The sequence below is a fragment of the Pseudomonadaceae bacterium SI-3 genome, from assembly GCA_004010935.1.
In the GTDB taxonomy this organism is placed as follows: Bacteria; Pseudomonadota; Gammaproteobacteria; order Pseudomonadales; family Pseudomonadaceae; genus Stutzerimonas.
In genome coordinates this window covers 2,468,878-2,481,979 of record CP026511.1, presented here as the reverse complement: position 1 = coordinate 2,481,979, position 13,102 = coordinate 2,468,878, and the positions used below count along the sequence as shown (strand labels likewise).

The 13,102-nt window shown below is 60.9% G+C and carries 12 protein-coding genes; 10 read left to right on the top strand and 2 right to left on the bottom strand.

Annotated features, from left to right (window positions below; translation table 11 throughout):
- Window positions 1–14 precede the first annotated feature (14 nt).
- Window positions 15–89, bottom strand: a complete 75-nt coding sequence (gene pqqA, locus C1896_11725) for a pyrroloquinoline quinone precursor peptide PqqA (protein AZZ47644.1) — start codon at window positions 87–89, stop codon at window positions 15–17.
- 410 nt (window positions 90–499) lie between these two features.
- Here pqqA (C1896_11725) and C1896_11720 point away from each other — a divergent pair, with 410 nt between their 5' ends.
- The 10 genes from C1896_11720 to C1896_11675 all read left to right on the top strand — a co-directional run bounded on the left by C1896_11720 (window position 500) and on the right by C1896_11675 (window position 11,803).
- Window positions 500–2,020, top strand: coding sequence for an aldehyde dehydrogenase (locus tag C1896_11720; protein AZZ45499.1), 1,521 nt, complete (start codon window positions 500–502; stop codon window positions 2,018–2,020).
- Window positions 2,021–2,262: 242 nt separating this feature from the next.
- Complete coding sequence (locus tag C1896_11715) at window positions 2,263–3,378, top strand: NADH:flavin oxidoreductase (protein AZZ47643.1); 1,116 nt, start codon at window positions 2,263–2,265, stop codon at window positions 3,376–3,378.
- 160 nt (window positions 3,379–3,538) lie between these two features.
- Window positions 3,539–3,610 (top strand): pyrroloquinoline quinone precursor peptide PqqA, encoded by a 72-nt coding sequence (gene pqqA, locus C1896_11710; GenBank protein AZZ47642.1) that lies wholly within the window; start codon window positions 3,539–3,541, stop codon window positions 3,608–3,610.
- Between the two features lie 49 nt (window positions 3,611–3,659).
- The gene (locus tag C1896_11705; protein ID AZZ45498.1) at window positions 3,660–4,571 is read left to right on the top strand and encodes a pyrroloquinoline quinone biosynthesis protein PqqB; all 912 of its coding nucleotides are present in this window, start codon (window positions 3,660–3,662) and stop codon (window positions 4,569–4,571) included.
- A gap of 91 nt (window positions 4,572–4,662) precedes the next feature.
- Window positions 4,663–5,415, top strand: coding sequence for a pyrroloquinoline-quinone synthase PqqC (locus C1896_11700; GenBank protein ID AZZ45497.1), 753 nt, complete (start codon window positions 4,663–4,665; stop codon window positions 5,413–5,415).
- 116 nt (window positions 5,416–5,531) lie between these two features.
- Entirely contained in the window at window positions 5,532–5,810 is a 279-nt protein-coding gene (locus C1896_11695; GenBank protein AZZ45496.1) for a pyrroloquinoline quinone biosynthesis peptide chaperone PqqD, read from the top strand.
- Window positions 5,782–6,936 (top strand): pyrroloquinoline quinone biosynthesis protein PqqE, encoded by a 1,155-nt coding sequence (gene pqqE, locus C1896_11690; protein ID AZZ45495.1) that lies wholly within the window; start codon window positions 5,782–5,784, stop codon window positions 6,934–6,936. Before C1896_11695 ends, pqqE begins: the two co-directional genes overlap by 29 nt.
- A gap of 40 nt (window positions 6,937–6,976) precedes the next feature.
- Window positions 6,977–8,860, top strand: a complete 1,884-nt coding sequence (locus C1896_11685) for a S9 family peptidase (GenBank protein ID AZZ45494.1) — start codon at window positions 6,977–6,979, stop codon at window positions 8,858–8,860.
- A gap of 113 nt (window positions 8,861–8,973) precedes the next feature.
- Window positions 8,974–10,137, top strand: coding sequence for an alcohol dehydrogenase (locus C1896_11680; protein ID AZZ45493.1), 1,164 nt, complete (start codon window positions 8,974–8,976; stop codon window positions 10,135–10,137).
- Window positions 10,121–11,803, top strand: coding sequence for a hybrid sensor histidine kinase/response regulator (locus C1896_11675; GenBank protein AZZ45492.1), 1,683 nt, complete (start codon window positions 10,121–10,123; stop codon window positions 11,801–11,803). The genes C1896_11680 and C1896_11675 overlap by 17 nt, the downstream gene beginning before the upstream one ends.
- 30 nt (window positions 11,804–11,833) lie before the next feature.
- Here the strand turns inward: C1896_11675 and C1896_11670 are convergent, their stop codons facing one another.
- Window positions 11,834–13,066 carry an MFS transporter gene (locus tag C1896_11670; protein ID AZZ45491.1) on the bottom strand — a complete coding sequence of 411 codons (1,233 nt, stop codon included), beginning with the start codon at window positions 13,064–13,066 and terminating at the stop codon, window positions 11,834–11,836.
- Between the last annotated feature and the right edge of the window lie 36 nt (window positions 13,067–13,102).

The following is a 13,102-nucleotide window of genomic DNA, read 5'->3' as shown; positions in this document are numbered from 1 at the left end:
ACGCCGGTGGGGGCTCAGCGCACGTAAACGTACGCGGTGACTTCAAAGCCCAGACGCAAGTCGCAGAAGTCCGGATCGATCCACTGCATGGCATATCTCCTTAAGCAAACGTTTTGGGAAAACCAATGTTGCGGCTCGAAGCTAAGGCGCTTTTGACGCTCGACTAATGAGACTTTCGGGCCGTTTTTCCGGGCATTTGGTCGCGTTTTTGTTGCATGAAAAAAACATTCGCTGGGCAGCGGACTGCCCTTGCGCATGGTCAATTGCATGTGAGCTGGGGCGCCCTAATCTGGCGGTTTTTTTCAGGCGCATGGCGCGCCTTTTGGGGCACCCGGTGCCCGTGGTGGCGGCGCACCGGTTTTGGCATGTACTACCAAATGAGGAGCGCATCTGTTCCTTGGGGGCATTCCGGGCAAGCGGTTTGGCTGCCTAAGATCGTTCCATGTCCTGTCCATGTCCGGTCAGGCTCCGACAAGCAGAAAAATTAGAGAGGCCGCTCATGATCTACGCCCAACCCGGTACGGAAGGCTCCGTCATTTCCTTCAAGCCACGCTATGGCAACTACATCGGCGGTGAGTTTGTCCCGCCGGTCAAGGGTGAGTATTTCGTCAACACCTCGCCGGTCAATGGTGAAGTCATCGCCGAATTCCCGCGCTCCGGGGGCGAGGATGTCGAGCATGCTCTGGATGCCGCCCATGCCGCCGCCGATGCCTGGGGCAAAACCTCGGTACAGAACCGCGCCCTGGTGCTGCTGAAAATCGCCGACCGTATCGAAGCCAACCTCGAACTGCTGGCCGTGGCCGAAACCTGGGACAACGGCAAGGCTGTGCGCGAAACCCTGAACGCCGACGTGCCCCTGGCCGCCGACCACTTCCGTTACTACGCCGGTTGCATTCGCGCCCAGGAAGGCAGCGCCGCCGAGATCGACGAACACACCGCCGCCTATCACTTCCACGAGCCGCTGGGTGTGGTTGGTCAGATCATTCCATGGAACTTCCCGCTGCTGATGGCCGCCTGGAAGCTCGCACCGGCCCTGGCCGCCGGCAACTGCATCGTGCTCAAGCCGGCCGAGCAGACCCCGCTGTCGATCACCGTGCTGATGGAGGTGATCGGCGACCTGCTGCCGCCAGGCGTGCTCAACGTAGTGCAGGGCTACGGCCGCGAAGCCGGTGAGGCCCTGGCCACCAGCAAGCGTATCGCCAAGATCGCCTTTACCGGTTCCACCCCGGTCGGTTCGCACATCCTCAAGTGCGCCGCCGAGAACATCATCCCGTCGACCGTGGAGCTGGGCGGCAAGTCGCCGAACATCTTCTTTGAAGACATCATGAACGCCGAGCCGCAGTTCATCGAAAAAGCCGCCGAAGGCCTGGTACTGGCGTTCTTCAACCAGGGCGAAGTGTGCACCTGCCCATCCCGCGCCCTGGTGCAGGAGTCGATCTACGACGCCTTCATGGTCGAGGTGATGAAGAAGATCAAGGTGATCAAACGCGGCAACCCGCTGGACACCGAGACCATGGTCGGTGCCCAGGCCTCCGAGCAGCAGTACGACAAGATCCTCAGCTACCTGCAGATCGCCCAGGACGAAGGCGCCGAGCTGCTCACTGGCGGCGCGGCCGAGCGTCTGGAAGGTGATTTGGCCAGCGGTTACTACATCCAGCCGACCCTGCTCAAGGGCAACAACAAGATGCGCGTGTTCCAGGAAGAGATCTTCGGCCCGGTGGTCGGTATCACCACCTTCAAGGATGAAGCCGAAGCCCTGGCGATTGCCAACGACACCGAGTTCGGCCTGGGTGCCGGCCTGTGGACCCGCGACATCAACCGCGCTTACCGCATGGGCCGGGCGATCAAGGCTGGTCGCGTATGGACCAACTGCTACCACCTGTACCCGGCGCACGCCGCCTTCGGTGGCTACAAGAAGTCCGGTGTCGGTCGCGAAACGCACAAGATGATGCTCGATCACTACCAGCAGACCAAGAACCTGCTGATCAGCTACGACATCAATCCGCTGGGCTTCTTCTAAGCCCGGTACTGCAACTCGTAGGACCCGGCGCGTTCGCTCCAGCGCGCCGGCTGACTTGCTCGCACGCTATCAGTGCGGGGACCACTGACCGACCGGGTTCGGGCGGTGGTCCATCAACGCAACGCGGCCCCAAAGGCCGCGTTTTTTTATGCGTGGCTAAAGCCCAGCGATCGCACGCAGCGAACTCCAACGCCCGTTGCACCTCAGATTCAGCACGACCCATGTTTCATGAGGACTTGCTGATGCCCCAATTGCTCGAACCCGCCCAGCTGAATCAGCTGCGCCTACTCAACCGCGCCGTGCTGGCTCCGATGACTCGCGTCAGCGCTGAGCCGGAAGGGCAATCCAACGAACTGATGCGCGACTATTACCAGGCATTCGCAGAGGGCGGCTTCGGCATGTTGATTACCGAAGGCACCTATACGGACACCGCCTACAGCCAGGGATATTTGAACCAGCCGGGCCTGGCCACCGAGGTTCAGCGTGACAGCTGGGTGCCGATCGTCAGCGCGGTACACCAGGCGGGAGCGGCGATCATCGCTCAGCTGATGCATGGCGGCGCGCAGGCTCAAGGCAATATCCACCACGCCCGCCACGTCGCGCCGTCGGCGGTCCAGCCGGGCGGACGACAGTTGAGCTTCTACGGCGGCGAAGGCCCGTATGCGACACCGGCAGAGATGACCGAAGCGGAAATCCATGAAGCGATTGCCGGCTTCGTCCAGGCTGCGAAACATGCGCGTGACGCCGGTTTCGATGGGGTGGAGTTGCATGGCGCCAATGGCTACCTGCTGCACGAATTCATGACCGCCGAGTTCAATCAGCGCACCGACCGCTGGGGCGGTGACTACAAGGCCAGACTGGCCCTGCCGCTGGAAGTCATCCGTGCGGTACGCGAGGCGGTCGGGGCGGGGTTCGTCGTCGGTATGCGGCTGTCGCAAAGCATGGTTACGGACAGCCAGCTTAAATGGGACGGTGGGGTTGAAGCGGCGCGCTATCGTTTCGCCACGCTAGCCTCCGCGGGGCTCGACTATATCCACGTGACCGAAGGCGACATAAGTGCACCGGCGTTCGAGGAAGGCGAAAGCCTGGCGGCAATCGCCAAAGGTGCCGTCGAGATCCCGATCATCGGCAATGGCGCCATCGGCACGGGCGAACAGGCGCAGCAATTGCTCGACGCCGGCGTGCTGGATTTCCTGGCGATCGGCAAGGCGGCGCTGGCGAACCATGATTGGCCGTTGCGGGTACAGGAAAAGGCACCCCTGAGCGCATTCGACTACGAGATGTTCTCGCCAATGGCGACCATCACCAACGAACTGGCCTGGCGGGGCACCCATGGTCGTTCCGCCGTGCGCCGCTGAATGCACGGGTCATCTCGCGTTACTTGAAAACCGGCGACAGCCAAGGCACTACCAATGCAGAGCGCTGTCTCCTTCCAAAGTACCATTCCGCTTTTGACGGGGTAGGGTGCTTAATGAGTTGTCGGAATACTTCCGTCATCACAAAAGAGAGGAATCAGCCATGTGGACTAAACCTGCTTTTACCGACCTGCGCATTGGTTTCGAAGTCACCATGTACTTCGCCAATCGCTGATTGATCGGCCCCGGCCCCGGTCGGGGCTCCGTTTTTTTGGGAGCTGCCCATGTTCATCCAGATTTTAGGTTCGGCTGCTGGCGGCGGCTTTCCTCAGTGGAACTGTAATTGCGTCAACTGTGCCGGGCTGCGCAACGGTAGCTTGCGTGCCAAAGCCCGCACTCAATCGTCGATTGCAATCAGTGATGACGGCGAGAACTGGATTCTCTGCAACGCCTCGCCGGACATTCGCGCTCAGCTTGAGTCCTTCCCTAAGCTACAACCGGCTCGCGGCCCCCGAGACACCGCGATTGGTGCGATCATCCTGCTCGACAGCCAGATCGATCACACTACCGGCCTGCTGACGCTGCGTGAGGGCTGCCCACACGAAGTCTGGTGCACCGAGATGGTTCATCAGGACCTGAGCACCGGCTTTCCGCTGTTCAAGATGCTTGAACACTGGAACGGCGGTCTGCGCTGGAATCCGATCGCGTTGGAAGGCAGTTTCACCATCGCGACCTGCCCAAACCTGAACATCACCCCGATCCCGCTGCGCAGTTCAGCGCCGCCCTATTCGCCGCACCGCAACGACCCGCATCCCGGCGACAACATAGGTCTGTTGATCGAAGACCGTAAAACCGGCGGCACGCTGTTTTACGCGCCGGGTCTGGGCCAGGTCAGCCCTGAACTGCTGAAACTGATGCGCAGTGCCGATTGCCTGCTCGTCGACGGCACCCTGTGGCGCGATGACGAAATGCGCGTGCGCGAAGTCGGCACCAAACTGGGCAGCGAAATGGGCCACCTTCATCAGAGCGGCCCAGGCGGCATGATCGAGGTGCTCGACGGCATGCCGGCGGCGCGCAAGATTCTCATCCATATCAACAACACCAATCCGATCCTCGACGAAGACTCCGCCGAACGGGCGGTGCTCGACGAGCACGGGATTGAAGTCTCGTTCGATGGCATGAGTATCGAGCTGTAGGGCAGAGCGACCCGCAGTTCGCCGAAATCAGTGGCTGAAGGCGCTTACCTGTGCCTGAAGGAACAGCCCGCACAACCGTAAGGAAGTTCTTATGACCCTGCCAGCCATGACTCCGTCCGAGTTCGAAGCAGCGCTACGCGCGAAGGGCGACTACTACCACATCCATCATCCCTTCCACCGCGCCATGTACGAAGGCCGCTCGACCCGTGAGCAGATTCAGGGCTGGGTCGCGAACCGCTTCTACTATCAGGTCTGCATTCCGGTGAAGGATGCAGCGATCATGGCTAACTGCCCGGATCGCGATACTCGCCGCGAATGGGTCCAGCGGATCATTGACCACGATGGCAGCCCAGGCGAGGAGGGTGGTATCGAAGCCTGGCTGCGCCTGGCTGAATCCGTGGGCCTGGACCGTGAGCAGGTGTTGTCGCAGGAGCTGGTGCTGCCGGGCGTGCGCTTCGCCGTAGACGCCTATGTCAATTTCGCCCGCCGCGCCGTATGGCAGGAGGCGGCCAGCAGCTCGCTCACCGAGCTGTTCGCCCCGACCATCCATCAGTCCCGCCTAGACGCCTGGCCCCAGCATTACAGCTGGATAGATGCATCCGGTTACGACTACTTCCGCAAACGCCTGAAGGAAGCACGCCGCGACGTCGAGCACGGCCTGCGGATCACGCTGGAACACTACAAGACGCGGGAAAGCCAGGAGCGCATGCTGAACATTCTTCAATTCAAACTCGATGTCTTGTGGAGCATGCTGGATGCCATGAGCATGGCCTACGAACTGGATCGTCCGCCATACCACACGGTGACGAGCGAGCGTGTCTGGCACAAGGGCATCACGTTCTAACTGCTTGACTGAGCGACCTGTGATCGAGTGGCGGCAGCCCTCGCATATAAGCTGTAGGGTGGGCTTCAGCCCACCAGTCCTTACCGATGATGTATTCACTGGCGAGACAGAGGACCATGAGCGATATCCAACTGACCCAGATCCCGGTTTTTCGCCGCGGTTTCCGCTTCCAATGGGAACCGGCGCAGAACTGCCATGTGCTGCTGTATCCCGAGGGCATGATCAAGCTGAACGAGAGCGCATCGGCGGTCTTGGGCGAAGTGGATGGCACCCGGAGTGTCGGCGCAATTGTCTCCATCCTGCAGAGCCGCTTCCCCGATGCGGAGGGCATCGAGGAAGACATCGTTGCATTTCTGGAGGTCGCCGTTGAACGGTTCTGGATCGAGCTTCGCTAAACCAGGTTTCGAGCCTGGCCCGCCGCTGTGGCTGCTGGCGGAGCTGACCTATCGCTGCCCACTGCAATGCCCGTATTGCTCCAATCCGCTGGATTTCGCTCGCAGCCACGATGAGCTGAGCACTGCCGAGTGGATCGAGGTGTTCCGCCAGGCGCGCGAGATGGGCGCGGCGCAGCTGGGTTTCTCCGGTGGCGAACCCTTGGTCCGTCAGGATCTGGCCGAGCTGATCAAGGCGGCACGGGACTTGGGCTATTACACCAACCTGATCACCTCAGGCATCGGCCTGACCGAGGAGAAGATCGCCTCGTTCGCCGACGCAGGGCTCGACCACATTCAAATCAGTTTTCAGGCCGCTGACGAGGAAGTGAACAACTTGCTCGCCGGGTCGAAAAAGGCGTTCGCTCAGAAGCTTGCCATGGCGCGGGCGGTCAAGGCGCACGGCTATCCGATGGTGCTTAACTTTGTCACCCATCGGCACAATATCGACAACATCGACCGCATCATTCAGCTCTGCCTGGAGCTCGAAGCTGACTTTGTCGAGCTCGCGACCTGTCAGTTCTATGGCTGGGCCGAGCTCAACCGCGCCGGGCTGTTACCTAGCAAGGAACAACTGGTACGTGCCGAGCGGATCACCAATGAATGGCGTGACAAGCTCGCCGCCGAGAATCACCCCTGCAAGCTGATCTTCGTCACGCCCGATTATTACGAAGAGCGTCCCAAGGGCTGCATGAACGGTTGGGGCAATCTGTTTCTCGACATCACACCTGACGGCACAGCGCTGCCTTGCCACAGTGCACGCCAACTGCCGATCACCTTTCCCAACGTGCGTGAGCAAAGCATCGAGCAGATATGGAAGCACTCGATGGGCTTCAACAAGTTTCGCGGCTTCGACTGGATGCCCGAGCCGTGCCAATCCTGCGATGAAAAGGAAAAGGACTTTGGCGGCTGCCGCTGCCAGGCCTTCATGCTCACCGGCGACGCCGCCAATGCGGATCCGGTATGCAGCAAATCCGCGCATCATGGCAAGATTCTCGCTGCACGCATCGAGGCCGAGCAGGCCCCGCGCGGGCTGGATGAGCTGACTTTCCGTAACGAGAAGGCGTCCAAGCTGATTCTCAAGGTATAGGTCCGTTTGGGGCATGCCTGACCGACCGGAACCGATCGATATGAGCAAAACCGAAACGCCGTATGGCTTCTGGAGCAGCGAGTGGACCGCCGAAAAAGCCGCCTCGGCCAGCCGCGACTTCGCAGAGCTGCGTGCCGGACATGGCGGCTTGTTCTGGATTCAGTACGATCCCGCCGATGCGCGTTGCACCCTATGGTACTGGCGCGACGGCACGGCGCAGTGCCTGACACCGGCTGAGTTTTCCCTGCGCAGTCGGGTATACGAATACGGTGGTGGTGCGCTTTGCCTCACCGATAAAGGTGTTGCTTTCGTCAATGAAAGCGACCAACAGATCTATCTGCAACCGCTTGCCGGTACGAGGGCTGGCCAGCCGGCGGCGCTCACCTCGCGTCCTCGCTGCCGTTATGGCAACCTGCAATACGATCACCGCCGAGGTGCAATCGTCGCGGTGGAGGAAACCCACCATGACAAGGGCGTCGAGCATCGACTGGTGAGCGTTTCGCTTGTAGGCGAGCACAAGCTGCTTGCCGAAGGCGCTGACTTCTATGCTGCGCCAACACTGGATGCCGCTGGCGAGCGTTTGGCCTGGATTCAGTGGCATCGCCCCGAGCAGCCCTGGACGGCCACCAGCCTCTGGATGGCCGACTACCTGCCTGACGGGCGGCTCGATCAGCCGGTGTGCCTAGCAGGCGCCGACGGTACGGAATCGCTGCAACAGCCTCGCTTCGCCGGGGACGGCACGCTGTTTTGCCTGACCGACCGCACCGGTTGGTGGCAACCCTGGCAGAGCCAGGGCGATTCAATGGTGCCGGTGGATCGCTTTGTCCGCCATCGCTTCGACCACGCTCCCGCGCCTTGGCAATTAGCGACCGTCAGCTACCTTCCGCTAATCGAGGGCGCCTGGTTGTCGACCCGACTGGTAGACGGTTACGGCTTGCTGTTCGAGCATGACACTGAGGGCTGCGAGCGACAGCTCGCGACCGAGTACAGCCGTTGTCGCCAGTTGGCCGGGGATGACCACCATTACTATTGCCTTGCCGGAGCGCCGGACCGGGTGCCCGCCGTACTGGCAATCAACCGTCTCAACGGCGAGACCACGATACTGGCCGGCGGCGAGCAACCATTGCCGGCTGAGCAGCTGTCTCGTGCACAACCGTTCAGTTTTGCCACCGGGCAGGAGGAAGTCGCGCACGCTTTCTTCTATCCGCCATGTAATGCGGACCACCGCGGCTTGCCCGGGGAGAAGCCACCGCTGGTTGTGTTCATGCATGGCGGGCCGACCTCGGCCAGCTATCCGGTCTTCGATCCGCGCATTCAGTACTGGACCCAACGCGGTTTCGCCGTCGCCGACATCAATTACCGTGGCAGCAGCGGGTTTGGGCGTGCCTACCGGCAGCGCTTGCGCGGCAACTGGGGTGTGGTGGAAGTCGAGGATGCCTGCGCGGCGGTGCAGTCGTTGGCCGTGCGCGGTCAGATCGATCCGGCGCAGACCTTCATTCGTGGCTCCAGCGCCGGCGGCTATAGCGCACTCTGCGCATTGGTCGCCGATGCCGGATTTACAGGCGGCGCCAGCCTGTACGGGGTCAGCGATCCACTGGCGTTGCGTCGGGTCACCCACAAATTCGAGGCGGACTACCTGGATTGGCTGATCGGTGATCCGGTGCGCGACGCCGAGCGGTACCGGGAACGCACGCCGCTAAACAACGCGGCACAGATTCGGGTTCCGATGATCTTCCTGCAAGGCGGTCAGGACGTTGTGGTGCTTCCCGAGCAGACCGAGTCAATGGTTGCAGCGCTGCGCGAGCAGGGCCTGCGGGTGGAATATTGCCTCTATCCAGACGAGCGCCACGGCTTTCGCCAGGCAAGCAATCTGTCCGATGCGCTGCAGCGCGAATGTCACTTCTATCAGGGCCTGCTTGCCTGATCGAAAGACCGTGCCCGCTGCATGGTCGAGACATGCGCCTTTTGTTTGATTGCTTTGGTGCGGGAAAGCAGTAGGCTTGCCGAAAGTAACAAATAATAACCAGAGGCCGCCGTATGAGCCCTAATCTGAGCCTGCACCGTAAGTTTGTCTCGCCCGAGATCGTGTTTGGTGCAGGCTGTCGGCATAGCGCCGGCAACTATGCGAAGAATTTTGGCGCGCGCAAGGTGCTGCTGGTGTCCGATCCGGGGGTGGTCGCTGCCGGATGGGTCGGCGATGTCCAGGCGAGTCTGGCACGCCAGGGCATCGAGTTTCACTTGTTCACTCAGGTCTCGGCCAATCCTCGCTCCGAGGAAGTGATGCTCGGCGCCGAGGTGTATGGCAGCGAAGGTTGTAACGTCATCGTAGCGGTCGGTGGCGGGAGCCCGATGGATTGCGCCAAGGGCATCGGCATCGCGGTGGCCCACGGTCGCAATATCGTTGAGTTCGAGGGTGTCGATACGTTACGGGTGCCCAGCCCGCCGCTGATCCTGATCCCAACGACTGCCGGCACATCGGCCGATGTGTCGCAGTTCGTGATCATTTCCAACCAGACCGAACGGATGAAGTTCTCCATCGTCAGCAAGGGCGCCGTACCGGACGTCTCGCTGATCGATCCGGAAACCACCCTCAGCATGGATCCGTTCCTGTCTGCCTGTACGGGTATTGACGCGCTGGTACATGCCATCGAGGCCTTTGTTTCGACGGGCCATGGCCCGCTGACCGATCCTCACGCCTTGGAAGCGATGCGGCTGATCAACGGCCATCTGGTGGAAATGATCGCCAATCCGACCGATATTCAACTGCGCGAAAAGATCATGCTCGGCAGCATGCAGGCCGGCTTGGCCTTCTCCAATGCGATTCTCGGCGCAGTGCATGCGATGTCTCACAGCCTTGGCGGATATCTGGATTTGCCGCATGGCCTGTGCAATGCGGTTTTGGTCGAACATGTCGTGGCGTTCAACTACGATTCGGCGCCGGATCGCTTCAAGGTGGTGGCGGAAACCCTGGGCATAGACAGCCGCGGGCTGAGCCATCGGCAGATTCGTGAACGACTCATGCAACATCTGATCAGCCTCAAGCAGGCCATTGGCTTCAACGAAACGCTCGGCTTACACGGGGTGAATCTCTCCGACATCCCGTTCCTCTCGCAGCATGCAATGCAAGATCCTTGCATCCTAACCAATCCCCGTTCGTCGACCCAGCGCGACGTCGAAGTGGTCTATGCCGAAGCACTCTGAACAGGACGATGCTCTTGCCGGGCTGCTCGGGTTAGGCACTCATTCGGCCCGCAAAAGCCACTACCCAGAACTGGTCGCTCGCCTTGAAGAGCTGGAGGCCGAGCGCAACCGATACAAATGGCTGTTCGAACACGCCGTACACGGCATTTTCCAGGCCAGCCTGCAGGAAGGTATTCGCGCAGCCAATCCGGCGCTGGCAAGGATGCTTGGTTACGAAAGCCCAGACGAAACGTTGTGGCGCCTGACCGACCTGTCACATCACCTGTTCATTGGTGGCGAAGACGAGCTTCGGCAGATTCGGCGTACCCTGACTACCCAGCAAGGCTTGTTCGGATATGAGACCCGTCTGCGGCGCAAGGACGGCAGTCCCATCGACGTCATGATGAACCTGCTGCTCAAGCCGGAAGAAGATGGCCTGGTTGAAGGCTTCGTTGCCGACATCACCGAGCGCAAGCTGGCGCAGATGCGCTTGCTACAGCTCAACGAACAGTTGGAACACCGGGTCGCCGAGCGCACCTGCGAGCTGCGCAAGGCCCGAGACGCGGCCGAGCAAGCCAACCACAGCAAGGACAAATACCTAGCCGCTGCCAGCCATGACCTGTTGCAGCCGCTCAATGCGGCGCGCCTTTTGATCTCGACATTGCGTGAGCGCGGCTTACCGGATGCTGAAGCGAACCTGGTGGAGCGAGCACATCAGGCGCTCGAGGGCGCCGAAGACTTGCTGACTGATTTGCTGGACATCTCCAAACTGGATCAGCAGGCGATCAAGCCCGACATCGAGGTTTATCGCCTCGACGAAGTGTTGTTGCCCCTCGTGTCCGAATTCCAGTCAGTAGCCGAAGCCGCAGGCCTCGGTTTCGATCACTACATCCCAGCGTATGCGCTAAGCAGCGATTTCCGGCTGCTGACGCGCATTTTGCGCAACTTTCTCAGCAATGCCTGCCGCTACACCGATCAAGGCCGAGTGCTGCTGGGCGCGCGCAAGCGCGGCGAACACCTGCGTATCGAGGTCTGGGACACGGGGCGAGGCATCGAGTCGGATCAGATGCAGTCGATCTTCCTCGAGTTCAATCAGCTGGGTGTGCAGCGCGCCACCGAACGCGCCGGGGTCGGGCTCGGCCTGGCCATCGTCGATCGTATTGCCTCGATGCTGGCTTATCCGATTCAGGTGCGTTCGCAGTTGGGGCGAGGCTCTGTGTTCAGCATTGATGTACCGCTGGCGGATCTGCCTGAGCAGACGCCTGCCGAAGCGCCAATGCAGATGCCGGTACTTGGCAATCCGTTACCGGGCCGTCGCTTGCTGGTCCTGGATAACGAGCTGAGCATCCTGCACAGCATGGCCGCGTTGCTGGGGCAGTGGGGTTGCGAGGTATTGACAGCCACTGACCTAGAAGCGGCGTTGGCGGTGCTCGGCGGATCACCGCCGGAGGTGATTCTCGCCGACTACCACCTCGATCAGGGTGTAACGGGATGGGACGTGGTCACTGCGCTGAGGCAACACTTTGCGCAGGCGATCCCAGCGGTCATGGTGACGGCCGATCGCAGTGACCAATGTCGCCGGCAGCTGCAAGGGTTTGGTGTCCCGGTGCTGAACAAACCGGTCAAGGCCGGGAAGCTGCGCTCAGTTCTGAGTCACTTGCTCAGCGACGGCCCCGCACGCACCTAAACCAGCTGAAGGAAGCGGAACAGGCTGCACTCAACTGTCTTGCGGGACTGCCTGATGACGACGGGGCAGGCCCATCGATATCAATGCGGCCAGCAGCACGAAGGCGCTCGATACCCATAAGCAGGCCTCAAGCCCATACGCTTGGTAGACCCAACCGGACAGCAGGGTGCCGACCAGCCGGCCCAACGCGTTTGACATGTAATAGAAGCCGACGTCCAACGACACGCCGTCGGCCTTGGCATAGGACACGATGAGATAGCTGTGCAGCGACGAGTTTATGGCGAAGATCGCGCCGAACAGCAGTAAGCCCCCAAGCAGTACCGTCTGGGACGACCACTCCGTACCCAGCCCTAGCGCTATTCCTGCCGGCAGGCCCGCCAACAGCATCGCCCAAACGAACGCCGAGCGGCCGTCCGGCACCTCACCACGGTTCTTGCCCGTGATAGCCGGAGCCAGCGACTGGATGATGCCGTATCCGATCACCCATAGCGCGAGAAAGCCGCCTACCTGCCAGAAATCCCAACCAAATACGGCAGAGAGATAGACCGGCAGCGCCACCACGAACCAGACATCACGCGCGCCGAACAGGAACAGCCTGGCTGCTGACAGAACGTTTATGGCTCGGCTCTTGGAAAGCAATTCGCGAAACTTCGGTTTCGCCTTGGCCTTGCCCAAGTCTTTTTTCAGCAGCACAAGACTGGAAAACCAGATCAGCGACAGCGCAGCGGCCATGATCAGCAAAGCCCCGCGGAAGCCGATAGCCGCAAGCAGGGCGCCGCCGAGGAAAAAGCCAACACCTTTGAGTGCATTCTTTGATCCGGTCAGGACGGCCACCCACCGGTACAGCGTGCCTTGCTGGCCGTCTGGCACCAGGAGTTTGATTGAGCTCTTGGCGCTCATCTTGTTCAGGTCCTTGGCGATGCCTGACAGCGCTTGCGCACCCATCACCCATGGAATAGTCAGCCATGTGGCGGGCACGGTGAGCATCAGCAACGCCACGACTTGCATGGCCAGGCCGATGTTCATGGTGCGATTGAGCCCAAGCCTTGCCCCCAGGTAGCCGCCGACCAGATTGGTAATGACACCGAACACTTCGTAGAAGAGAAACAGGGCCGCGATTTGCAACGGGGTGTAGCCGAGCGCGTGAAAATGCAACACGACCAGCATGCGCAGCGCGCCGTCGGTCAGGGTGAAAGCCCAATAATTTCCGGTCACCAGCAGATACTGGCGAACCTCCGGTGCGAGGCGGGAGAGGGCGTGCATGATGGAGTTCCGTTGCGTTATGGAATGAGCGCAAGG